This is a genomic window from Microbacterium sp. KNMS (genome assembly GCF_053851835.1).
In genome coordinates, this window is sequence record NZ_JBSQBP010000012.1 from 26,954 (window position 1) to 50,691 (window position 23,738).

The window sequence follows — 23,738 nt, forward strand, 5'->3', positions numbered from 1 at the left end:
GTCGGGGAGGCCCGGTCAGCGCTCGGGCGTCTGCACCGTGAGGAACTCCGACGTGCGGCGCAGCGCGAACCCGAGCTTCTCGTAGGCGCGGATCGCGCCGACGTTGTCGGCCGCCGCATGCAGGAGGGCCCGGTCGCCGCGCTCGCGGATGTGGAAGGCGACATCGAGCACGAGCCGCGACGCGAGGCCCTGCCGGCGGTAGGCCTCGTCGGTCGACACGGCGCTGATCTCGGTCCAGCCGGCCGGGTGCAGGCGCTCCCCCGCCATCGCGACGAGGCGGCCATCCCGCCGCACGCCGACATAGCGGCCGAGCTCGTGCGTGCGGGGCAGGAACGGGCCGGGCTGGTTGCGCTCGACGAGCGCGAGCATGTCGGCGACGTCGCCCGCGCCGAGCTCGACGGCCTCGTCGAAGGGCACGGGCGCGAGCCGCTCCGTCTCGACGAGCTGGACGCCCGAGCCGCGGCCGAGCTCGGCCCATCCGCTCGGGAGCTCGGGGTCGGCGTTCGAGATCGTGACGGGCGCGCCGGGCCCGAACACGTCGATGAGCGCGTCCCACACGTCGGGGTCGCTCCACGAGCGCACGCCGACGAACGGCGAGACGTCGGCCGGGTAGTGCTTCACAAGCTCGTTGCCGATCGCGAAGTGCGCGTGCGGGCCGGTGAGGGATGACCAGGCCGGGTTGTCGAGGACCGCGTCGTCGACCGCGGGGTCAGCGGGCAGCGGGATGGCCGAGGTCATGGGAGTCCTCCTGTCGAGCGGATGGCGGCACGAGCGGCAACGCGCGATGGCCGCGGACGCTTCCCGACACGCCCGCGGGTGAGGCGGGGTGAATGCGCGGGCGAAAAAGCGGGGCGAACCTGCAGATCCGCTGTGTGCGGACGGCAGCTGGGCAGAAGTCCCCATAGGGTCGAAGGCGGGGTTGGGGAATCTCGGCGTGCTCGCACGCCCATGCGATCGTTCGGTCTGGGGCCGACGGTCATCTCGGCTTGGCGCCGTGCGCTCTGGAGCGCGCCGTGTCTCCTGCCCTCTCGAAAAAGAGGCTGTCTGGGGAGGCACCGGTGAAAACGGAGACACCGACGTTCGGCGTGCGCGGAAGGCGCCGTGACGGACGACGACGCAGGACGCGACGCGGCGCGATGGCCGTCATCACGACGCTCGTCGCAGGGCTTGTCGGAGCGACGGGCGCGCTCGTCGTCGCGGAGCCCGCTGCGGCGACGTATGCGGAGGGCGGATCGGGCCGGCACATCGGCGCGATCGACTGGATCGAATGGGGCGCGAGCGGCGCTCCGATCACGAACGGGACGACCGCGACGAGCACGCGCGACATCGCGGGTCAGGAGCTCACGACGACGTGCACGATCACGGATGTCGTCGGCAGCGTCGCGGCGTACCGCTCGGGCGACTACAGCGGCGACTCGCTCGACGACCTGTACAACATCGGCGGCGCGGGCTCCGCGAACCAGATGGTGTACGGCCTCGTGAACCGCGACAACGGCGCGACGGTGAGCTTCCACTTCTCGTGCGAGACGCGCCTGAACGGCGCCCTCGTGCCGCTCGGCGGCCTCGTCGTCGCCGATGCGGAGTCGAGCAACCGGAGCCAGGGCGAGTACGTCCAGGCCAAGCCCGACGAGGCCGCCACGACCTGGCGCGTGATCGAGCGGGCGCGCAGCTGCGACACGAACGTGCTGGCGACCCTCGGATCAGACAAGACCCTGCGCCTGCACCCGGATGCCGAGCAGTGCTCCTCGCGACAGCGGGGCGGCAGCGGCCCGATGGCGATCGGCTACATGGACGGCGCGACCGGCGCCGCTGTGACGGTCAAGGGCGGCGGCAAGAGCGCCGTCGCGCTCGGCGTCGTCCTCGAGGCCGACTTCGGCGACGCCCCCGAGAGCTACGGCGCTGCCGGCGCCCTCTTCGAGCGCGCCTGGACCGGCGGCGAGGTGCCAGTGGGCGAGACGAACGTCTCCTCGTCGTCGTTCGCGCTGGCCACCCAGAGCCAGCCCCGCACGCGCCTCGGGGCGATCGTCGACTCGGACAACGGCCACCAGTTCAGCGCGGCCGCCGACGCGGACGACCGCACCGCCCAGGCCGATGAGGACGCGGTGGGCGCGATCGGATCGATCGACGTGACGCCCGGGGAGCGCTACGTGCTCGAGGACGTGGCCTGCACGGGGCCCGGGTTCGTCGCGGCCTGGATCGACTGGAACCGCAACGGCGCCTTCGACGACGGCGAGCGCTCGGGAGCGGTCGAGTGCGTCGGCTCGTCCGTCGACCTGGCATGGACCGTGCCGATGGACGCGCAGGACGGCGCGAGCTTCGCACGCATCCGCATCGCCCAGACGGCGGATGGCGTCGCCTCGCCCGTGGGGATGACGACGACGGGCGAGGTCGAGGACCACGCGCTCTCGATCGCCCTGCCCCACCTCGCGATCGAGAAGATCTCGGACGCGACCGCGGACACGCGCCCTGGCGACACGGTCACCTACACTGTCCGCGCGCGGAACACGGGAGCCACCGCGTACACCGACGCGTACCCGGCCGTCGTCTTCGACGACCTCTTGGGCGTGCTGGACGACGCCGCGTACAGCGACGACGCGCGGGCCGACCGCGAGGGCGACCTCGCGTACGCCGAGCCGCTGCTGTCGTGGACCGGGCCCCTCGCCGCGGGCGACGCCGTCGAGATCACCTACACGACCACGGTGAAGGCCGGCGGAGACGGCACCGCGCGCAACGTCGCGTGGGAGCCGAACGATCCCGAGAACCCGGCGACCCCGAGCTGCGACCCCGCCGACGGCGTCGACCCGACGACGGGCGAGCCCTGCGCGGAGGCCGTGCACCTGCTCCCGAAGCTGAAGGTCGTGAAGACCGCGGTCACCGAGGAGCTCCCCGCTGTCGGCGAGACCGCGACATTCCGCATCGAGCTCACGAACGTGGGCCCCGGCGCCTTCACGGCCGAGGAGCCCGCGCGCGTCGAGGACGACCTCGTCGACGTGCTCGACGACGCGGTCTTCGGCACCGCGACGTCCGATGTCGACCCGCAGCCGGTCTTCGACGGCGAGCGCTATCTCACGTGGCAGGGCGCTCTCGCGTCGGGCCGGACGGTGACGATCGAGTACACGGTCGACTTCCGAGGCACGGGCGACAACGTCCTGCGCAACACCGCGTGCGTGCCCGAGGCCGACACCGCGTCCGGCGCACCGAGCTGCGACTTCGCGCAGATCCCGGCGGCGAACCTCACGTGGTGGAAGACCGTCAAGACGGACGACGACCCCGTCGTCGCCGGCTCGACGCTCGAGTACACGCTGTGGTTCGCGAACGACGGCGAGGCCGATGCGACCGTCGACGCGGTCGACCACCTCGTGCACGTGCTCGACGACGCCGACGTCACCGTCGAGCCGTCGTCCGACACGCTCACAGTCGTGCGCGACGGCGACCGCATCGCCATCACGGGCACGGTCGCTCCCGGCGCCACGGTGCCGGTGCGGTACACCGTGACCGTGAAGCCGGATGGGCAGCGCGTCGACGACATCGCGGCGAACTTCCTCCTGCCCGCGGGCGAGGAGCCGCCGACCGAGCCCGTGTGCGAGCCCGACGCCGCGCGCTTCCCCGACTGCACGACGACGCCCATCGCGGCCGTCAAGTACGCGAAGTCGGTGACCGCGTCGACCGATCCGGTCGCCGAGGGCACGGTGCTCACCTACGAGATCACCGTCACGGGCACGGGCGAGACGACCGCGCCCGTCGCCCGTGAGGACGACCTCTCGAGCGTGCTCGACGACGCCGATCTGACGACCCAGCCGTCGTCCGACACGGAGTCGGTCACGGTGACCGAGGTGCAGGATGGCCGCTTCGCGATCGGCGGCACGATCGGCGCGGGCAGGACCGCGACGATCACCTACACGGTCACGGTCAAGGCCGCGGCCGATCGGGGCGACCACCGCGCCGACAACTTCCTCGTGGCGCCGGGTGAGACCCCGAGCACCTCGTGCGAGAGCGGCGACGACTGCACGTCGACCCCGATGCCCGCGATCTCGGCCGCCAAGTCGGCCGACCCGGCGACGAGCGAGACGGTCGTCGCGGGCCAGCGCGTGACCTACACGCTCGAATTCCGCAACGACGGCACGGCGGCCGGCGGCGTCGAGTACGTCGACGACCTGTCCGGTGTGCTCGATGACGCGGCCCTCGTCGACGACCCGTCCTCCGCCGTGCTCGACGCGGTGATCGACGGCGACGCCCTGCGCGTGTCGGGCACGCTCGAGCCGGGCCAGGTCACGACCGTCGAGTACACGGTCGAGGTCGGGCAGGATGGCGCGCGCGGCGACAGCCGCCTCGCCAACGTCCTCGCGCCGAGCGACCTCGGCGAGCCGTCCTGCGACGACGCCCTCGTGTCGTGCACCGAGCACCCTGTTCCCGAGCTCGCCTCGTGGAAGTCGGTCGAGGCATCCGCGACGCCGGTCGCCGCGGGAACCGAGCTGACCTACACGCTCCACTTCGAGAACACGGGCGAGGCGCCCGCGAGCGTCGACGAGGTCGACCACCTCGTCCACGTGCTCGACGACGCCGACGTGACCGTCGAGCCGACCGCGGGAGCCCTCACGGCCATCCGCGACGGCGACACGATCGCGATCACGGGCGAGGTGGCACCCCGCTCGGTCGAGACCGTGATGTACACGGTGACCGTGAAGGCCGACGGCGAGCGCGGCGACGACATCGCCGCGAACTTCCTGCTGCCGGCGGGCGAGGAGCCGCCGACCGAGCCGACGTGCCGGCCGGCCGACGGCGAGCGCCCCGACTGCACGGTGACGCCCATCGGGCGCCTGCTCACCGGCAAGGCGGTCGAGGCGTCGTCCGACCCGATCGTGACGGGCACGGAGCTCACCTACACCCTGACGTTCGACAACCAGGGCGAGGGCCCCGCGACCGTCGCGCACATCGACCGCCTGGCCGACGTGCTCGACGACGCCACGCTCAGCGAGGCCCCGGTGGCCTCCGATGACGCGCTGCAGGTGACCGAGGTGCTGAACGGCGCCTTCGCGATCACCGGCGAGCTCGTGGCCGGCCAGGTCGTGACCGTGCGCTACACGGTCGTCGTCAACGCCGAGGGCGAGCGCGGGAATGACGTCGCGGCGAACTTCCTCGTTCCCTCGGGCGAGGAGCCGCCCGCGACGTGCGATGGGGCCGACTGCACCGTGACGCCGATCGGCCGCATCACGGCCGAGAAGTCGGCGGACCCGGCATCGGGCACGGCCGTCGACGCCGGCGACCGCGTGACGTACACGCTGTCGTTCGCGAACGACGGCCAGGCCGCGACCGCGGTGGACTGGACCGACTCCCTCGCCGACGTGGTGGACGACGCCGAGCTCGTCGAGGGCCCGACGGCGGATGGCCTCACGGTCGTCCTCGACGGAGACGTGCTGCACGTCACGGGAACGCTGGACACGGAGGCCACCGCCGCGGTGACCTACACGGTCGAGGTGCGCCCGTATGACGAGCAGGGCGATCACACACTGGCGAACCACCTCACCCGGACGGGCGAGGAGCCGCCGACCGCGTGCGACCCCGACTCGCGCCTGTGCACGGAGCACCCGACGGTGACGCCGACGCCCGAGCCGACCCCGGAGCCCACTCCGACGGACCCGGCCCCCGAGCCCACGCCCGAGCCGACCCCCACGGACCCGGCACCCGAGCCCACCCCGGAGCCCACTCCGACCGACCCGGCACCCGAGCCCACGCCCGAGCCCACTCCGACGGACCCGGCACCCGAGCCGACCCCGGAGCCGACGCCGACCGACCCGGCACCCGAGCCGACGCCCGAGCCGAGCGAACCGGCGGAGCCCGAGCCGACCGACCCGGCGCCTCAGCCGAGCGAGCCCGCGGAGCCGGAGCCGAGCGAGCCCGCGGAGCCGGAGCCGAGCGAGCCCGCGGAGCCCGCGCCATCCGACCCCGCCGACCCCGCGCCGAGTGCGCCGGCGGACCCGACACCGGCCCCGCAGCCGGAGGAGGACGGCTCGCTGTCACCCACGGGCGTGTCGATCACGGTGGGCGCGCTCCTGGCGGCGCTCATCGCTGCGGCCGGCGGTGCGGCCCTGATGGTCGTCCGCCGTCGTCGCGAGCGCAACGCGGCCTGACCCGATGAGAGACGGCCGGTCATCCGCAAGGATGGCCGGCCGTCTCTCTGTCTGCCACGGTGGCCCGCCTCATTCCTGGGGCAGCGCCAGCCGCCACGCGGTCGCCGACACCCCCGGCTCAGCCGACACGGCGTAGTGCTCCCCCTCCGCGGGATACGCACGCAGGGTGACGGATGCGCGTCCCCGCGGGTGCACCTCGACGATCGACGCGTCGATGAGAATGCGCACGTCATCGCCCCCGAGCTCGCCCCGCCACACGACCTGCTCGCCCAGGCGCAGGTCGGCCGTCCCCTCCCCCGAGAGCCGGATCTCGGCCTGATCCGGGAGCGCCGCGGGGTCGACCTCCTGGGCCCGGAGCGCGTCGAGCTCGCGTGCGGGTGCGAGCTCGACGTCGTCGCCGCGCACGCTCAGCTCGCGCGGGAACGTGAGCAGCCCCGACCATCCCTGCGCGTCGCTGTCCTCCTGGGTGCGCGCGCGGGCGCCGTCCTCCGCGACCTCCTGCGCCCATCCCCACAGGAGCACGCGGTCGCCGCGCTCATCCTGCACGGCTTGCGGCGCATAGAACGCCGCCCCCTCGTCGAGGATCCCCGAAGCGCGCCCGCGGAACGCGGGCAGGCCCGAGGCGGAATCGATGTCGAGCGCGCCGATGATGTAGCCGACACCGAGATGAGGCTGGCCGTCGCGCCACAGCGACACGAGCACGACCCAGTCGTCGCCGCTGCGCACGAGCTGGGGGCACTCCCAGCCTTCGCATGCCGGCAGCTGCGCCGCCACCTCGTCGTCCGAGGTGAGCAGGAAGCCATGCTCCTCCCACGCGTCGAGGTCGTCGGCGGCATAGAGCAGCAGCGCGCCGCGATCCCCCGCGAGACCCGATCCCTGCAAGGCCCAGCGGCGGCCGCCGAGCTCGAAGAGGAACGGATCCCGCACCATCGTGATCGCGGGGTCGGCCGGCATCCGTGCCGCGACGTGTCCGGTCTGCTCCCACGTCTCGGCGTCGGAAGATCCGCGCGCGATCACGACCTCCGAGCGACCGTCGAAGCCGACGACGCCCGAGTAGATCGCGGTCGGGACGCCGTCGTCGAGCGCGCCGACGCCGCTGAAGCAGCCGGCGGCATCGGGCCCGCCCTCCTGCGGGCGCAGGGCGATCGGATGCTCGTCCCACCGCAGCAGGTCGGGCGAGCTGACGTGGCCCCAGCAGATGCGCTCGTGCCGCGCCGAATCGGGGTTGTACTGGAAGAACAGGTGCCACCGCCCCTCCGTGAAGAGGATGCCGTTGGGGTCGTTCACCCAACCGCGCGCGGGGCGGGGGTGAAGCCGCGGGAAGCTCCGATCGGGGTGGTCGACGGCCGGGGCGAGGATGTCCGACATGGGGTCCTTTCGTGAGGGGGGTGACGCGCGGCTTCCCGCAGGACGCGGGACGACCGTGCGGAGCTGCTACTTGCCCGCGCCGGCCGTGAGGCCCTCGCGAAGCGGCTTCTGGCCGAAGATGAACACGAGCAGCGCGGGGATCATCGAGAGCACGACGCCTGCGAGGACGGTCGCGATCGAGCCGGTGCCGAGGTTGCCCTGGAGAGTGACGAGCCCGAGCGGGAGCGTGAAGTTCTGCTCGCTGATCGTGAGGATGAGCGGGCGGAAGAACTCGTTCCAGTGGTAGTTGAACGCGAGGATCCCGACGATCGCGAGACCCGGTGCCGCGAGCGGCAGGTAGACCCCGAAGAAGACGCGCCACGGCCCGGCGCCGTCGATCTCGGCGGCCTCCGCGAGCTCGGGCGGGAGCCCCATGAAGTACTGCCGCATGAGGAACGTCCCGAACGCGGTCGGCAGCATCGGCACGATCAGCGCGAGGAGCGTGTCGGCCAGGCCCATGCCGCGGATCAGCATGAACACGGGCACGATCGTGACCTGCATCGGCACCATCATCGTGGCGAGGATGAGCGCGAAGAGGACCTTCTTGCTGCGGAACTCGAACCGCGCGAACACGTAGCCCGCCATCGCGGCGGTGAGCATCTGCCCGGCCGCGATGAGCAGCGTGACGAGCGCGCTGTTCCAGGTGTAGAGCCAGACGGGGATCTGCGCGAAGACGTCGGCGAAGGCGCCGAGGCCGAACTCGGTCTCGTTCGTCTCCGGGTTCGACGGCGTGAGCGCCGTGATGAGCGTCCAGACGACCGGGGCGAGCGTGAAGAACGCGGCGATGACGAGCACCGCGTACTTTCCGACCTGGGCGAGGGCCTGCCGCGGGGAGCGGGCTTCAACTGCGTGGATGGACATCGTCGTTCCTCATCCGTAGAAGACGTAGCGCTTGCTGAGCTGGAACTGCACGAGCGTCACCAGCATGATCAGGACGGTCAGCACGATGCCGATCGCGGAGGCGAGCCCGAACTCGAGCTGCTGGAAGGCGGATTCGTAGATCACCATGACTGCCGTGCGGGTCTCGTCGCCCGGGCCGCCGCGCGTGAGCACGTACGGCTGGTCGAAGATCTGCAGCGCGTTGATGATCGCCATGACCGAGGCGACGAGCATCGTCGGGCTCACGAGCGGAAGCGTGATCTGGCGGAACTGCGTCCACCCGGTCGCGCCGTCGAGCGAGGACGCCTCGTAGACCTCCTTCGGAATGGCCGAGACGCCGCCGAGGAAGAGCAGGAACGTGAAGCCGAAGTTCTGCCAGACGTAGACGAGCAGGACGACGATCTTCGCGCCGAATCCCGTCGTGAGCCATCCGATGTTGGCGACCCCGAACCATCCGAGCACCTGGTTCACGAGTCCGAACTCCTGGTTGAACAGGTAGGCCATGACGAGCGAGACGGACGCCGCGGAGAGGATGAGCGGGAAGAAGAGGGATGAGCGGAAGAACGTCCGCAACCAGCTCGGCATCTTCGACTGGACGAGCACGGCGAGGAAGAGGGCGACCGCGAGCTGGAGCAGCACGGCGACCACGACGAAGCCGATCGTGTTGAGGAACGACACGCGCACGGTCGGGTCGGCGGCGAGCTCGACGAAGTTGTCCACGCCGACGAACTCGGGGGCCGTGATGACGTCCCAGCGGAAGAAGGCGAGAAGGAACGACCCGACGATCGGGATGAAGCTGAACAGGCCCAGCCCGATGACGGTGGGCGCGAGGAAGACCCAGATGAGCAGGCGACTGCCCTTCTTGGCCGTGGCCTCGGGGCGAACGCCCTTCACGCCCCGAGGGAGGACGGCCGCGCGCGTGCTCGGCGGCGGAGTGACGACGGTGGACATCAGCGTCCCTTCAGTGCGAGTTCGAGGTCGCGCTGCATCGTCTCGAGCCCGCGGCGCACGCCGCCGGGCCCGTTTGTGATCGTCGAGACGACGTTCTTGATGAGCGCGGATTCCACAGCGGCCTGCTGCGGCGGGGCGGGCATGGGCCCGGTGTCGGGATGGCGGTCGAGGGTGTCGTAGAACACCTCCCAGTGCTTCGGTCCGATCTCGCCGCCGTACAGCTCGGCGTTCAGGGTGCGGCGCGGCAGCGACGAGTCGGGCTTCTGGTGGGCGAGCGCCATGCCCTCGGTCGAGATGCAGTACTTGAGCCACTCCCACGCCTCGTCCTTGCGGGGCGAGGTCTGCATGATCGCGTAGCCGCCCGCGCCGAACTGGTGGCGCTGGCTCCGCATCCGGGGGAAGTACGTGACGTCGTACTCGTCGTTCGCGAAGCCCGCGTCATGCAGACCCTGTACCCAGAACCCCCCGGCCGGCGTCATCCCGACCGAGCCGCGGGCGAAGAGCGAGACGAGCTCGTTGCCGCCGCCCTGCGCGGGGTTCGCCGCTATGCCCTCGCCGACCATCCGCTGCAGCACCTCGAAGCTCTCGATCGTACGCTCGTTCAGCGCGTCGGCGTTCTGCCACAGATAGCCGCCGCCGCGCGGCGCCTCGCCGGGGTAGAACCGCGACCAGAGCCAGTCGCCGCCCGGCGCCTTCTCCTCGGTGAGGAAGCTCGCGTCGTTGACGTACAGCCACGGCACGACGCCGCCCCACAGGCGGTTGTTCCAGAAGTACGGGAGGAAGCTCCCCTCGGCCGAGTCCTTCATCGTGCGCGCGACGGTGAAGAAGTCGTCGACCGTCCAGTCGTCGCGGGGCCGGTCGAGGCCCGCCCGCTCGAACGCGGCCGTGTTGTAGTACACGTTCGCGGCGTTGAAGTTGTCGGGCAGCTGGAAGAGGCTCCCCTTGTACATGAACGACTCGATGAGCGAGGGATGGACGTCGTCGAAGTACTCCTGGAGGTCGGCGGCGTCACGCTGGACGTAGTCGTCGATCGGGTGGGCAAGCCGCTCGGCGAAGAGCTGCGTGCCTTCGGTCGCGACCGACACGACGTCGGGCGGGTTGCCCGCGGCGACCATCGTGAGGATCTTCGCGAAGAAGTTGCTCCAGTCCTGGCCCTGGACCGCGACGATGCGGACGGTGATGCCGGGATGGAGACGCTGGAAGCCCTCGACGAGCGACTGCCGGGCGGCCGCGTCCTGGGCGGTCCCGAAGAGGGCGACGGTGAGCGCGTCGTCGCCGCGACCAGGGATGTCGGCACCGGTCAGGCGCGGCCAGGAGATCGCCGTGCCGGCGATCCCGAGGCCGAGCAGGGCGAGCGCAGCCCTGCGACTCAGTTCAACCACGTTGTTGCTCCTGCGGATGGGGCCACGATCGGCTCGCGCGAGCCGATCGTGTGCCATGAAATGGAGTGCTGAATGCGTTCAGCAGATGCACCGTAGCATGGTCGGGAACCGTGTGCGAGGGATATGCTGAAACAATTCAGCAACCGGGCGTCGGTGAGGACGCAGCGAGGAGTGCCATGCCGAAGCAGGGCCGCCGCGCCACGCTCGCGGACGTCGCCGAGCGCGCGGGCATGTCGAAGGCCGCCGTGAGCATGATCCTCAACGACCGGCCGGGCTCGAGGCTCTCCGCCGCCGCGGCGGATCGCGTGCGGGCGGCCGCAGCCGAGCTCGATTACCGCCCGAATCCGGCTGCCCGCGTGCTCCGCCGCGGCAGGACCCAGACGATCGGATTCATCTCGGATCAGGTCACGCTGACGCGTCAGGCCTCGGGGCTCATCGGCGGAGCGCTCGAGGTCGCCAAGGCGCACGAGCACACCGTGCTCATCGCCGAGACCGGCGGTGGCGACGGCGCCCTCGCCGACGCGTTCGAGACGATGATCGACCACCGCGTCGACGGCATCCTCATCGGGCTCATGGGTGCGCGCATGATCGACCTGCCGGAGACCTCGACGAACGTGCCCGTGGCGATCGTGAACGGGCGATCGTCCTCGGGTCATCCGAGCGTTCTGCCCGACGAGCGCGCAGCGGGGTACGCCGTGGCGCGTCACCTGCTGGACGCGGGGCACCGGAGGATCGGCCTCGTCGGCGACCTGCCCGATGAGATCGTGTCGGACCTCCGGCGAAGCGCGACCATCGCGCTGCGCTTCGACGGCATCCAGCGCGCGTTCGACGAGGCGGGGGTCGTCCCGGCGCGCGTGGACATCGCCGACTGGCAGCCGGCGCTCGGCTACGACGCCGCGGCGGCGCTTCTCTCGCGGGAACCCGACCTGACGGCGATCCTCGCATCGAACGACGCGGTGGCACTCGGGGTCTACCAGGTGCTCCTCGAGCGCGGTCGGCGGATCCCCGACGACGTCTCGGTGATCTCGTTCGACGACGAGGTGCTCGCGGGCTACCAGCGACCAGGGCTCACCACCGCGCGTCTCCCCTACCCCGAGATCGGCGCCCTCGGCGCGTCGATGATCCTCGGCGAGCGCGAGCTCGGCCACGAGCTCGTGCCCATGCCGCTCATCGAGCGGGAGTCGGTGGGGCCGCCGCGGCCCTGAGGTCTCCCCTGCTACCGTCCCCTCATGTCGCGGACCGTGATCCTCGTCGAGGGCGAGAGCGATCGCGCCGCCCTACAGGCGGCGGCCGTGACCTTGCGGCGCCCGCTCTCGGCCGAGATCGCCGTCATGTACGGCATCACGAACCTCCTGCGCCACCTTGAGGAGCACGCGGCCGACCGCATCGTCGTCCTCTACGACGCACCCGAGCACCACCGTGTCGAGCGCGCGCTCGCGCATTCGTCGGCGCAGCCATCCGCTCTCTTCGCGTGCGAGCGCGATCTCGAGGAGGAGCTGATCCGCGCGGCGGGAGCCGACCGCGTGCTCGACGTCATCGAGGCGGAGGGCGACCTGCCCGCGTGGCGCGCGCTGCGCGGTCAGCCCTTCCACCGCGAGCACCCTGTCGAGGAGGTGCTTCACCGCTTCATGGGATCGATCGGCGGGCGCAAGCTCCGCTACGCCTCCGCTCTCGTCGCGATCCTCCGCCCTGACGAGTTACCCCGGCCGCTCGTGGAGGTCATCCACGCGGCGGCTGAATCACGGTGATTCAGCCGCCGAGCGCGATCAGGTCGTCATCGCTCAGCTCGACGCTCGAGGCCGCGATGTTCTCCTCCAGATGGCGGATGGATGTGGTCCCGGGGATCGGGACGACATTCGCAGAGCGACGGAGGAGCCAGGCGATCGCCACCTGACCCGGCAGCACGCCGTTCCTGCGCGCGACCTCGTCGAGCATTCCGGACGCGCGCGTGTGGGCGCCGACCGCGAGCGGGAAGAACGGCACGAACGCGATGCCGCGCGCAGCCGTGTAGTCCACCACGGGGTCGTGATCGCGCGCGCCCACGTTGTAGAGGTTCTGAACGGCGGCGATCGGCGCGACCGCGAGGGCCTCGTCGATCTCGGCCACCGACACCTCGGACAGACCGATGTGCCGGATCTTGCCCTCGGCGCGCAGCTCGGCGAGAGCCCCGACCTGGTCGCTGACGGGGTACGCCGGGTCGAGGCGGTGGAGGCTGACGAGATCGATCCGGTCGAGACGGAGCCGTCGGAGCGAGAGCTCGACCTGCTGACGGAGGTAGGCAGGGTGCCCCAGGGGGACCCACTCCTCCGGCGAGGGCCTGAGGTTGCCGACCTTGGTTCCGATCACGAGATCCTCACCGTAGGGGTGCAGGGCCCGGGCGATCAGCTCCTCGTTCTCGCCCAGGGCATAGGAATCGGCCGTGTCGATGAACTGCACCCCGAGCTCGACGGCCCGGCGAAGCACAGCGATGGCAGCAGCCGGATCAGCGGGTGCCTGCCAGATCCGCGCTCCGGCCTGGGTGCCATCACCGGTCGCGTCGGTGAGCCTCATCGCGCCGAACCCGATCCGGTGGATGGCGAGGTCGCCTCCGAGCGGGAAGGTTTGCGTCAGGGCAGCGGTTGCGTCGTGTGTCGTGGTCATGGGGCGACCGTAGGACCTGACATCAGTGTCAGATGCAAGAGGAGATCGACATGGAGCGTCTCGATGCGATCGCGATCGGCGAGCTCGCGGAGCGCACGCGCTCAAGCGTCCGCTCGATCCGCTACTACGAGCAGCAGGGCCTGATCACCTCGGTTCGCACCGCGGCGGGGCACCGCCGCTTCGATCGCGCCTCCGTCGAGACGGTGCTCCGCATCCGGCGTCTGCTCGACGCCGGGCTGCCGCTCGCGATCGTCGCGAACATCCTGCCCTGCTTCATCGGCGATGGCGTCAGACTCGACGCGTGCGTCGCCGACTACCTCCGTGAGCATCTCGAGTCCATCGACGAGCGCATCGAGACGCTCGACCATCAGCGCGAGACGGTCGAGGGGCTGCGACGACTCGTCGCAGTGTGACGTCCGCGAGCGGCGCGTGAGTCACGGTGACTCAGCCGCTGAGCGCGATCGTCTCGGAATGCTCGGCACGTCAGAAGCCCCGAGTAGCGTGCCGCTATGACGACAATCTCGATCGATTTCAGCGAACACCTGGCTGACGGGTATGCACGCAACAACCGACGAGTCGACGTCACTGGAACTCCGGACGAGCCTTTTGCTCCCCGCGCAAAGCAAGAGCTCGGAGTCGACGCGCTCCACTTCATCGTCGTCGGCGAATACGGCTCAGTCGTCGCCGCGGTGGGAGATCATGCCACGTTCGGCGAGGTGGCCGACTTCGCCGGCGGCCTCGCGCTGCCGCTCGACGATGCTCGCCGCGGGGGTCCCTCTTCCATGACCTGTGGACTCTTATCAACAACGGCCTCACCTTGTACGCAATCTACGGCATGTATCGGGACGGCACCCGAAAAATCGAACGCCTGAAGTTCCGCAAACATCGAGAAGAGCTCGATCGATGGGTGTTGGGTGGCATGAGCAACCCGCCACGGCCCGAGCTTGCTCGTCTGATAAAGGCAGAACCCGGCTGGGATCGGAAGACGGTCGAGGAAGGCCTCGGGCTTTCGCGGCACGAGGCCGCCGAGCTCTTTCGACACCTCGGGTATCGATACGGGTCGGGGTGGGACTACTGGTACGAGGACGCGTCAGAGTAGAAGTCGCTCGCCTGAGTCACCGTGACTCACGCGACCACGGACATCCCGATCACCGCCGCGCCCAGCAGCGCGTCGAGAGCGCAGCAGAACTCGGCCATGGATGGCGCGACGACGCGTCGGGCGCGCAGGTGCCGCGCATCCCACACCGCGTGCCCGAGCAGCCCGAGCCCGACGAGCACTCCCGCCCACGGCTGACCGAGCGCCGCGACGACAAGCGCGATCCCGATGATCGCCGCCATCGCAGCGGCCTGCAGCGGAAGCCCCCACGGGGGCCGGATGGCCCCGCGCACGACGCCGACGACGGCGAGCGCGATCGCGAGGACGACCAGGGCCCAGAACGCGTTGAACCCGTCGACGAGGGCCCCAACGCCGATGAGCACGAAGGTGACGCCGAAGAGCGGCCACGCGAGGCTGGGCCGGCCGAGCGCCGCGGCGCCGAGGTAGACGAACCCGGCCGCCGTGAGCACCTGAGCGACCTCGGCGGAGTCCGAGAAGCCGCGCGCGAAGGCGAGGGCGAGCGCCCCTCCGAACACGATCCCGGCGAGGGCGGCCCAGCGGCGCAGCAGCCAGGGTGTCCTCCGCCCGGCGACGACGGTCATGACCACTCCTCGAGAGAGGGCACCGGATGGCCCGGCGGGGTGAATGCCGCGAGCGCGGTCGCGACGATGGCGGAAGGCGCCTGCGCGGCCGCGAGACGACCGGCGTCGATGTCCTCGGCTGCGCCGTGCATGACGCGGTGGAGAGTGCTCACGAGCCAGGTGGTCGGGAGATCCGACCGGAAGGCGCCGGCCTCCTGTCCGCGCCGCACGAGAGCCTCGACGCGCGACACGGGGCGCGAGTGCAGTTCGAGCATCCGCTCCGGCGTCAGTGTGGCCGCCCCCGCGCTCATCAGCGCGCCGATCTGCACGATGGCCGACCAGCTCTGACGGACGAGGCGCACGAGAGCCGTCCGCGGGTCGCCACCGAGGTCGATCGCGGCGAGCGCTGCGTCGCCCTCGTCGATGGCGCGCGCGATGGCCGCGTCGATGAGCTCGGCGCGGTTCGCGAAGTGCCCGTACAGGGTCACGCGCCCCACCCCTGCCGCCTGGGCGATCTCGGCCACGCTCGCGGCGGCGTCCTTGCTGAGGCAGACGGCGGCCGCGTCGAGGATGGCCTGGATGTTCCGCTGCGCGTCGGCGCGCTTGGCGGTCGGCGCCGCTGTCACCGGATGACCCGGTAGTGCAGGTGCGTCGCAGTCGACGAGGGGATGACGTCCACTCGCTCGAGCTCATGCTGCCCACCCACGTGCTCGAAGAGCCGCACCCCTTCTCCGAGCAGGAGCGGTGCGAGATGGATCCAGATCTCGTCGAGGATGCCCGCGGCGAGGCACTGCTGCGTCGCGCTCGCCCCGTGCACGGCGACAGCCCGCTCCCCCGCGACCTCGCGAGCCTGCGCGACGGCGCTCCCGAGGCCATCCGTCACGAAAGTGAATACGTCACGTGCGCGCACGGTCTCCAGATCCGGGGCCTCGTGGGTCAGCACGAAGCAGGGCACCGCCCCGACCGGCCCGCCGTCACCCCACCCGCCGTCGCCCTCGGCGAGGTCGTACGACGTGCGGCCCATGAGAACCGCGCCCGCGGCGCCGGCCATCCGGCCGAGCAGCTCCACGTCGTGCTCGTCGGGCGCGTGCACCCATCGGTGCAGCGCCATCCCGCCTGTGCCGAGCTGCTGCTCGCGCGAGACGTCGGGACCGGTCACGAATCCGTCGAGCGACATCGAGATCGCCGCGATCACCTTCGACATGATGACTCCTCTCGAGAGCCCTCCCCGCTTCTCGAACAGCACTGTACGACTTAGCCGAACGGCTCACAAGGGCCCTGGCCCAACGTTGGGCCGCGGCCTGTCCGTACGATCGACCCATGGAACCGGACGAGCGCCTCTACCTCCGCGTCACCCTGCGCGACGTCGAGCCGGAGATCTGGCGCGAGTTCGAGATCGACGGCCAGATGACCATCCGCCAGCTGCATATGGCGATCCAGGTGATGCTGGGCTGGCGCGAGACCCACCGACACGAGACCTTCGAGGGCCTGCCCCTCACCGAGGACCTCACCCCGCGCCCGCCCCTGCGGTGGGGGCAGCCGTCGTCCGACGATCCGGAGATCCTCGATGAGGACGAGTGGACCATCCTCGGCGCCCTCGAGGAGTCACCGCTCGCCTACATCTACGACTTCGGCGACACGTGGCACCACCTCGTGGAGATCAACCACGAGATGACGCCGATCGCCGAGGCCCCGCCCGTGCTTCTGCGCACGGGGCGCAATCGCGGGCCGTGGGAGGACTCCGGCGGCGCGGAGGGGTATCAGGAGAAGTGCGCGATCTGGGCCGACCCCGACCACCCGGAGCACGACGAGATCCGGCAGTGGGTCGCCGACACCGTCGGGCCCTGGGCGCCCGCGGACCCCACGTTCTTCGACCCGCCGTCGATCCAGGCCGAGCTCAATCTGCTGTTCAACCCCAGCGGCTCGGGCGTCCACCCTTACGACATGTCGGGCCTCGTCAAGGCGGACGAGCTGCGCCCGCCGGGCGATGTCGACCTCGAGTCGCCTATCGTCGCGTTCGCGGGGACGCTGCCTCCGGCCATCCGCTCTGAGCTCCGCCAGCATCTCTATCGCACCGGCGTGCTCGCGCCCACCGACCTCGACGATGCGACGGCCGAGCGGCTGATCCGCCCCTTCGCATGGCTCGTGGATGCCGTCGGCGCGGGCGGCATCGACCTCACCTCGGCGGGCTGGCTGCCGCCCGACGTCGTGCTCGACGGCATGACCGCGCTCGGCTGGATCGAGGACTGGATCGGCAAGGGCAACCGCGAGGACCTCACGCCGCCGATCGCGAACCTGCGCGAGACGGCGCAGCGCCTCGGGCTCGTGCGGGTGCAGAAGGGGCGCCTGCTGCTGGGCGCAGAGGCGAGGAAGGCGCTCGGCCACCCGCGGCGGCTGCTGCGACTCGTCGCGCGCGGGCTCTACCGCAAGCTGCAGGACGCCGAGGTCGACGCGGCCGTGCTCCTGTTCCTCTCGCTCGCCGACGGCACCCCGGCGGATGAGCGGTGGCGCGCGATCGCCTTCGGGCTCACGATGGCGGGATGGCAGCACCCGAGCGGCGAGTTCGACCGCGACGACATCGCGAGCGTCGCCGGGCGGACGGAGGACCTGCTCGGGGTGCTCTTCGGATGGCGCGAGCGGCTCACGCGCGAGGGAAGCGCCGACATCGCCCTCTTCGCGCGCGAGGCGCTGCGGTAGAACCCGACCGGATCGGTCCGGAACGGTCGGGCGGAGCAGCGGTCGTGCGAACGAGACTCGATGCGGAAGGAGGGGCCATGATCGCCGCACTCAACGACCTGATCGACGCCGTCGAGCGCACGCCCGACGACGAGATCGACGTGACCGTCGTCGCGCACGCCCACGGCACGACGGAGCACCACCTGCGGCGGATGTTCTCGTCGCTCGCGGGCATGCCGGTCTCGGAATACGTCCGGAGGCGGCGCATGACCCTGGCCGCGGCGGATGTCGCGGAGTCGTCGAGCGACCTGCTCGCGATCGCGGTGCGGTACGGCTACGGATCCGCCGAGGCGTTCGCGCGGGCGTTCCGCAGCGTGCACGGCGTCGGCCCGAGCGAGGCCCGTCGCGACGGCGGCCCCTTCCGCAGTCAACAGCAGCTCAGGTTCCGCCTGACCGTCGAAGGGAGCACCCCCATGCACGTCCGCCTCATCGAACGCCCCGCACTCCGGCTGGTCGGCCATGCCACGCGCGTTCCGCTCATTCACGAGGGGGTCAACCCGCACATCCAGGAGCACATCGCCCGCATCCCGATGGAAGAGCACGTGCGTCTCAAGGCGCTCGGCGACACCGAGCCGGCGGGCATCCTCCAGGTGACCGACGACATCGAGCAGGACAGCGCGGAGGGCAGCGAGTTGACGTACCTGCACGGTGTCGCGATCTCGGATGACGTCGACGCTCCCGACGACCTCGATGCGATCGCGGTGCCCGCCGGCAGCTGGGCCGTCTTCACGAGCGACGGCCCGCATCCGAAGGCCCTGCAGGACATGTGGGCCGCGACCGCCGCGGAGTGGTTCCCGTCGAACCCCTGGCGCCTGCGTCCGGGGCCATCCATCGTGGCCGTTCTCGAGCACGACGCCGCGTTCACGCAGGCCCGCTGCGAGCTCTGGCTCCCGGTCGAGCGCGCCTGACGCGCACCGGGCCATCCGCCGCTCGCGAGACGTGGCGGATGGCCCGCCGTCAGGCGGCCGACGCGCGGCCGACCTGACGCAGCCACCCGAATCGATCGGGCACGGTGCCGAACTGCATGCCGGTCAGCTCGTCGCGCAGCCGGGCGGCGATCGGGCCGAAGCCCGCGGTCGGCGTCTCGATGACGCGCTCGGGCGAGACGAGACGGGCGATGGGCGTCACGACCGCGGCGGTTCCCGTCGCTAACACCTCGGCGAGGGTTCCGTCCGCGGCCGCCCTGGCCCACTCGTCGACGCTCACGGGGCGCTCCTCGACCCGGTGGCCGAGGTCGGCCGCGAGCGCGAGCGCACTGTCGCGCGTGACGCCCTCGAGGATGGTCCCCTCGGCAGGGGGCGTGACGATCGACCCGTCGGCGAAGGCGAAGAAGATGTTCATGCTGCCTGCTTCCTCGACCCAGGTGTGCGTCTCGGCGTCGGTGAAGAGCACCTGCGCGCAGCCGTGCGCCTCGGCCTCGCGCTGGGCGGCGAGCGACGCCGCGTAGTTCCCTCCGCACTTCGCGGCTCCCGTGCCGCCGCGCCCCGCGCGCGAGAAGTCCGTCGAGAGCCAGAGCGAGACGCCCTCGCTCGCGCCCGAGAAATAGGCGCCCGCGGGCGAGGCGATCACCCCGAAGAGCGCCTGCTTCGCCGGCCGCACACCGAGGAACGCCTCCGACGCGATGACGAACGGACGCAGGTAGAGGCTCGCGCCGGGCCGCGCGGGAACCCATTCCGCGTCCTGCGCGAGGAGCGCGTCGACCGCCGAGAGGAACAGCGATTCCGGCGGGACCGGCAGGGCGAGCCGCTCCGCCGAGCGCGCCATCCGCCGCGCATTCATCTCCGGGCGGAACGTGACGAGCCGGCCATCCGGATGGCGATAGACCTTGAGGCCTTCGAAGATCTCCTGGCCGTAGTGCAGGACGGCGCTTGCAGGATGGAGCGGAAGCGGCCCCATGGGCTCCACGCGCAGGTCGTGCCAGCCGCTGTCTGCACTCCATTCCGCGATCGCCATATGATCGGTGAAGCGCTGGCCGAACACCGGGTCCTCGAGGATGCGCTCGCGCTCGCCGACCGAGGTCGGGGCGGCATTCCGCCGCACCGTGAAGTCGCCTGCCGTGTATCCGGTCGCCGTCGTCGTCATCTCGTTCCCTTCCCGCGTGTGCATGGCACGCCCATCCGAGCAGGCTCGCAGAGGAGTGGGCCCTCCGTCTCGGGCCAATCGCGAGGTCGTGGCGTGCGCGCGGCCTGCCGCGATCGGGCCGCATCCGCTATGGTTGCGCAAACATGGTCTGTCGCAGCGGACGGCTCAGCCGGGTGCCGCGCGACGCTTTCGACGACGAAAGGGGCAGTGTCGATGCCGACATCGCACACGCTGCGGCGCGCCGCGGCGCTCACGACGGGCGCCGCGCTCGTGGGAGGGGCGCTGATCGCCTCACCCGCCGCGAGCGCGGCCGAGGCGGCGGAGCGATCCGTCACGATCACGCCGAACCCCGCCTCCGCGGGCGAGGCGTTCCAGGGGTGGGGCACAAGCCTCGTCTGGTTCGCGAATGCGACCGGCGACTACCCCGAGGAACTCCGCGAGGAGCTCTACCAGGCCGTCTTCGCGCGAGGACGGGCTCGACCTCAACATCGCCCGCTACAACATCGGCGGCGGCAACGCCTCGGACGTGGCCGACTACCTGCGCGCAGGCGGCGCCGTCGAGGGCTGGTGGGCGCCGGATCCCGACGGCTCCGAGGGGCTCTACGGCGGAGCGGCGACGACCTACGCCGATCGCGACGCGGTTCTCGCGGCGTTCGACGCGGATGACCCCGCGCACTATGACTGGGACGCGGACGAGACGCAGCGCTGGTGGGTCGACCGGCTGGTCGCCGACGGGCAGATCACGCACTGGGAGACCTTCGCGAACTCGGCGCCCTACTTCATGACCGAGAGCGGCTACGTCTCGGGCGGGTTCGACGCGGCTGCCGAGCAGCTCAAGCCCGAGGCGGACGAGGCGTTCGCCCAGTACCTCGTCAACGTCACGGAGCACCTCGAAGCCGAGCACGGGATCGAGGTCGACACGATCGACCCGTTCAACGAGCCGAACACGAACTACTGGGGGACGCGGCTCGAGAACGGCGTTCCGGTCGGCGGCCGCCAGGAGGGCATGCACGTCGGGCCGCAGCGCCAGGTCGAGGTCGTCGAGGCGCTCGCCGCCGTGCTCGACGGGGCCGAGACGGATGCGCGCATCTCGGCCATGGACGAGACGAACCCGGGGATCTTCGCGCGGAACTGGGCGGCATACCCCGCGGAGACGCGCGAGGACGTCAGCCGCATGAACGTGCACACGTATGGCACGAGCGGACGCCTCGTCGTGCGCGACCTCGCGAAGCAGGCCGACACCCCGCTCTGGATGAGCGAGATCGAGGGCAGCTGGGTCGACGGCTACGACCCCGTCGACATCGAGAACGGTCTCGGCATCGCGGGTCGGATCATGGACGACCTGCGCGAGCTCGAGCCGAGCGCGTGGGTGCTCTGGCAGCCCGTCGAAGACCTCTACAACATGCAGCCGCAGGGCGAGGACCTCAACTGGGGCTCGGTCTTCATCGACCTCGACTGCGAGCCCTACGAGGAGGATGGCCGCACCGTGTGGAAGTCGGCGCGACGCGTCGCGGACGCGGGCGGCGACTCGACCGCCGTCGAGCCGTGCGGCGTCGAGGTCAACTCGAAGTTCAACACCATCCGCAACTTCACGAAGTTCATCCACGAGGGCGATCGCCTCGTGCCCGTCGACGACACCTCGAGCACCGCGGCCATCCGCGGTGACGGAACGGGCGCGACCGTCGTCCACCGCAACACGAGCGCGGATGCGGCTTCGGTCACGCTCGATCTCTCCGCCTTCGGCGAGATCGCGGACGGCGCTACCGTGACGCCGTACGTCACGACGGAGGCCCCGTCGCCCGATGAGCCGACCGCGAACGCGCTCGTCGAGGGAGCACCCGTCCTCGTCGACGACGCGTCGGCCACGCTCACGGTGCCCGCGAAGTCGGTCACGACGTTCGTGATCGACGGCGTCTCCGGCGTCTCGGCCGATGCTCCCGCCATCGAGGATGGGCACAGCTACCAGCTCGTCGGTGCGCAGAGCGGAAAGGCGCTCACCGCCGGCGGCTCGGGTGCGGCGACGAGCATCACGACGCTCGCCGACGACACGGCGACCGCAGCGGCGCAGAAGTGGACGGCCCACACGGTCGCCGTCGGCGAGAGGACCGCGACCCAGCGCGTCGTGCTCGAGAACGGCGACGGACGCGTCCTCGGCGCGACGAGCGCGGGCACCGACCTGCGCGACATCGACCCGACGGCCGCGGCCCAGAGCCCCGAGACGCGGTGGATCGTCAACACCACCGACGGGAAGAGCTTCTCGTTCGTGAACGAGGCGCTCGCGCTCGCGCTCGAAGTGGGCGGGCAGTCCTCGGCCGAGGGCGCCTCGGTTGGCGTGTACGGCTCCAACGGAGGAGCGAACCAGGCCTGGGAGGCGCGCGACCTGACCCCCGTCAATGGGACGGCGATCCCTGCGCGCACGACGGCCGGCGTCGCTCCTCTGCTGCCCGAGACCGTCCTCTCCGCGTACGCGTGGGGCACGGGCGCGGCGGTTCCGGTCGAGTGGGACCTTCCGGATGACGCGACCTGGGAGAACGAGGGCCGCGTGGAGGTGCCGGGCACGGCCGTCGACCTGTTCGGGCAGACGTTCACCGTCGTCGCGCACGTCGATGTCGGCGGCCTCACCGCGACGGATCCGGTATCGGTCACGGTCGCGGCGGGCACCACGGCGGACGCTGTGCGTGCCGCGGCGCCGGACACCGTCCCGGCCCGCGTGGGGGCGTCGGAGCACGCCTTCGAGGTGCCGGTCGAGTGGGACTGGACGACGCTGGATGAGAGCGCGCTGACCGAGCCCGGTGCGATCTCGATCGCCGGGACGGCGCAGGCCGACGGCGCGGAGCTCGAGGCGCGGCTCGCCGTGCTCGTCACGGAGGGCACGCAGCGCAGCTTCGCGGCAGACGGCGGCGTCGCGGTCGAGGCCAGCTACACGGAGCCCGGCTACCCGGCGGAGCGCACCCTGAACGGCGTCCTCGACGACAAGGGATGGTCGAACTGGTCCGGCAGCGCTCAGCAGCAGACGAGCACCCTCACGTACACGTTCGAGGCGCGCGACCTCGACGGAGCCGCGATCCGCTTCTGGCGCGACGGCCGCCCGAGCTGGGCCGAGACGATGACGATCGAGGTGCGCGACGCCGACGGCACCTGGGCGCCCGCGCCCGGCTGGGAGTCTCCGCAGGCCGTGGAGTCTCCGTCCACCGGCGCTCCGATCGTGACGGCCGAGTTCGCCACCCGGACGGCGACCGGGGTGCGCTTCACCCTGCACGCCGCCGAGGGGATGCACATGATCGTCTCGGAGGTCGAGCTGTTCGAGAGCGTGGCCTCGCCGGCCGCAGTCGCGACCCTCGCGGACCTCCGCGTGGCCGGCGAGACGGTGGAGGGCTTCTCGCCCGAGGCCAGTGCCTACGAGGTGACCGCCGATCCGTCCATTCCGCCCGTCGTGCAGGCCTTCGCGCTCGACGATGAGGCATCGGTCGAGGTCGAGCAGGCCGACGCCTCGAATGGCTGGACCGCGCGCATCGTCGTGACATCGGCCGACGGATCCGTCTCGAGCGAGACGACCGTCGCGATCTCGAGGACGGCGGTGATCACGCGGCTCGAGCTCAGCGAGGCGCCCGCGATCGGCGAGCCCGTCGAAGCGATCGCGGAGTTCGCCCCCGCCGACGGCGACGTCTCGTGGCAGTGGCTGCGCAACGGGCGGCCGATCGCGGGTGCGACGGATTCGAGCTACACGCCGGTCCGCGGCGACGCCGGCAAGCACCTGAGCGTCGAGCTCACCGTGTCGGCTCCCGGTGTCGAGAGCGCGACCCTCGTCAGCGAGGAGGAGCGGATGCTGCCCGCGCCGGCACGCCGCTGAGAAGCG

General features: G+C 71.2%; 18 protein-coding genes. 8 read left to right on the forward strand and 10 right to left on the reverse strand.

The features are described 5' to 3' along the window. Positions 1–15 precede the first annotated feature (15 nt). A complete protein-coding gene (locus tag ACWXWW_RS09110; protein ID WP_455969681.1) occupies positions 16–738 on the reverse strand; it encodes a GNAT family N-acetyltransferase in 723 nt (240 codons plus the stop codon). Between the two features lie 398 nt (positions 739–1,136). On the opposite strand from ACWXWW_RS09110, the gene ACWXWW_RS09115 reads away from it, so the two are divergent. After that, complete coding sequence (locus ACWXWW_RS09115; RefSeq protein ID WP_455969682.1) at positions 1,137–6,128, forward strand: CshA/CshB family fibrillar adhesin-related protein; 4,992 nt, start codon at positions 1,137–1,139, stop codon at positions 6,126–6,128. A gap of 69 nt (positions 6,129–6,197) precedes the next feature. Here the strand turns inward: ACWXWW_RS09115 and ACWXWW_RS09120 are convergent, their stop codons facing one another. The 4 genes from ACWXWW_RS09120 to ACWXWW_RS09135 all read right to left on the reverse strand — a co-directional run bounded on the left by ACWXWW_RS09120 (position 6,198) and on the right by ACWXWW_RS09135 (position 10,747). Then, positions 6,198–7,496 carry a glycoside hydrolase family 32 protein gene (locus tag ACWXWW_RS09120; protein ID WP_455969683.1) on the reverse strand — a complete coding sequence of 433 codons (1,299 nt, stop codon included), beginning with the start codon at positions 7,494–7,496 and terminating at the stop codon, positions 6,198–6,200. A gap of 66 nt (positions 7,497–7,562) precedes the next feature. Continuing rightward, positions 7,563–8,396: a carbohydrate ABC transporter permease gene (locus tag ACWXWW_RS09125; protein ID WP_421075914.1), complete on the reverse strand. Its 834-nt coding sequence runs from the start codon at positions 8,394–8,396 to the stop codon at positions 7,563–7,565. Positions 8,397–8,405: 9 nt separating this feature from the next. Next, the gene (locus ACWXWW_RS09130) at positions 8,406–9,365 is read right to left on the reverse strand and encodes a carbohydrate ABC transporter permease (protein ID WP_271174117.1); all 960 of its coding nucleotides are present in this window, start codon (positions 9,363–9,365) and stop codon (positions 8,406–8,408) included. Then, entirely contained in the window at positions 9,365–10,747 is a 1,383-nt protein-coding gene (locus ACWXWW_RS09135) for an ABC transporter substrate-binding protein (RefSeq protein WP_455969684.1), read from the reverse strand. Before ACWXWW_RS09135 ends, ACWXWW_RS09130 begins: the two co-directional genes overlap by 1 nt. A gap of 176 nt (positions 10,748–10,923) precedes the next feature. On the opposite strand from ACWXWW_RS09135, the gene ACWXWW_RS09140 reads away from it, so the two are divergent. After that, positions 10,924–11,952, forward strand: a complete 1,029-nt coding sequence (locus tag ACWXWW_RS09140; protein WP_282979891.1) for a LacI family DNA-binding transcriptional regulator — start codon at positions 10,924–10,926, stop codon at positions 11,950–11,952. 24 nt (positions 11,953–11,976) lie between these two features. Beyond that, on the forward strand, positions 11,977–12,495 hold the full coding sequence (locus ACWXWW_RS09145) for an ATP-dependent endonuclease (protein WP_455969685.1): 519 nt from the start codon (positions 11,977–11,979) through the stop codon (positions 12,493–12,495). A 1-nt stretch (position 12,496) separates the two neighbouring features. Here the strand turns inward: ACWXWW_RS09145 and ACWXWW_RS09150 are convergent, their stop codons facing one another. Then, on the reverse strand, positions 12,497–13,387 hold the full coding sequence (locus ACWXWW_RS09150) for an aldo/keto reductase (RefSeq protein WP_455969686.1): 891 nt from the start codon (positions 13,385–13,387) through the stop codon (positions 12,497–12,499). A 50-nt stretch (positions 13,388–13,437) separates the two neighbouring features. Here ACWXWW_RS09150 and ACWXWW_RS09155 point away from each other — a divergent pair, with 50 nt between their 5' ends. Next, positions 13,438–13,800, forward strand: coding sequence for a MerR family transcriptional regulator (locus ACWXWW_RS09155; protein WP_455969687.1), 363 nt, complete (start codon positions 13,438–13,440; stop codon positions 13,798–13,800). A 96-nt stretch (positions 13,801–13,896) separates the two neighbouring features. Further along, positions 13,897–14,259, forward strand: coding sequence for a hypothetical protein (locus ACWXWW_RS09160; RefSeq protein ID WP_455969688.1), 363 nt, complete (start codon positions 13,897–13,899; stop codon positions 14,257–14,259). Positions 14,260–14,512: 253 nt separating this feature from the next. On the opposite strand, the gene ACWXWW_RS09165 is transcribed toward ACWXWW_RS09160, so the two are convergent. Genes ACWXWW_RS09165 through ACWXWW_RS09175 form a run of 3 tightly spaced genes read right to left on the reverse strand, consistent with a single transcriptional unit; the run spans position 14,513 to position 16,268 of the window. Beyond that, entirely contained in the window at positions 14,513–15,085 is a 573-nt protein-coding gene (locus ACWXWW_RS09165) for a hypothetical protein (RefSeq protein ID WP_282979897.1), read from the reverse strand. Beyond that, positions 15,082–15,690: a TetR/AcrR family transcriptional regulator gene (locus ACWXWW_RS09170; RefSeq protein WP_455969690.1), complete on the reverse strand. Its 609-nt coding sequence runs from the start codon at positions 15,688–15,690 to the stop codon at positions 15,082–15,084. The genes ACWXWW_RS09165 and ACWXWW_RS09170 overlap by 4 nt, the downstream gene beginning before the upstream one ends. Continuing rightward, positions 15,687–16,268, reverse strand: a complete 582-nt coding sequence (locus tag ACWXWW_RS09175) for a dihydrofolate reductase family protein (RefSeq protein ID WP_282979900.1) — start codon at positions 16,266–16,268, stop codon at positions 15,687–15,689. Before ACWXWW_RS09175 ends, ACWXWW_RS09170 begins: the two co-directional genes overlap by 4 nt. A 116-nt stretch (positions 16,269–16,384) precedes the next feature. On the opposite strand from ACWXWW_RS09175, the gene ACWXWW_RS09180 reads away from it, so the two are divergent. Continuing rightward, positions 16,385–17,761 carry a plasmid pRiA4b ORF-3 family protein gene (locus ACWXWW_RS09180; protein ID WP_282979902.1) on the forward strand — a complete coding sequence of 459 codons (1,377 nt, stop codon included), beginning with the start codon at positions 16,385–16,387 and terminating at the stop codon, positions 17,759–17,761. Between the two features lie 77 nt (positions 17,762–17,838). Beyond that, positions 17,839–18,708 carry an AraC family transcriptional regulator gene (locus tag ACWXWW_RS09185; protein WP_282979903.1) on the forward strand — a complete coding sequence of 290 codons (870 nt, stop codon included), beginning with the start codon at positions 17,839–17,841 and terminating at the stop codon, positions 18,706–18,708. Positions 18,709–18,757: 49 nt separating this feature from the next. Here ACWXWW_RS09185 and ACWXWW_RS09190 read toward each other — a convergent pair whose 3' ends face one another. Continuing rightward, positions 18,758–19,882 carry a branched-chain amino acid aminotransferase gene (locus ACWXWW_RS09190; protein ID WP_455969742.1) on the reverse strand — a complete coding sequence of 375 codons (1,125 nt, stop codon included), beginning with the start codon at positions 19,880–19,882 and terminating at the stop codon, positions 18,758–18,760. 406 nt (positions 19,883–20,288) lie between these two features. Here ACWXWW_RS09190 and ACWXWW_RS09195 point away from each other — a divergent pair, with 406 nt between their 5' ends. Next, on the forward strand, positions 20,289–23,732 hold the full coding sequence (locus tag ACWXWW_RS09195; RefSeq protein WP_455969691.1) for a glycoside hydrolase: 3,444 nt from the start codon (positions 20,289–20,291) through the stop codon (positions 23,730–23,732). The last annotated feature ends 6 nt before the right edge of the window (positions 23,733–23,738 follow it).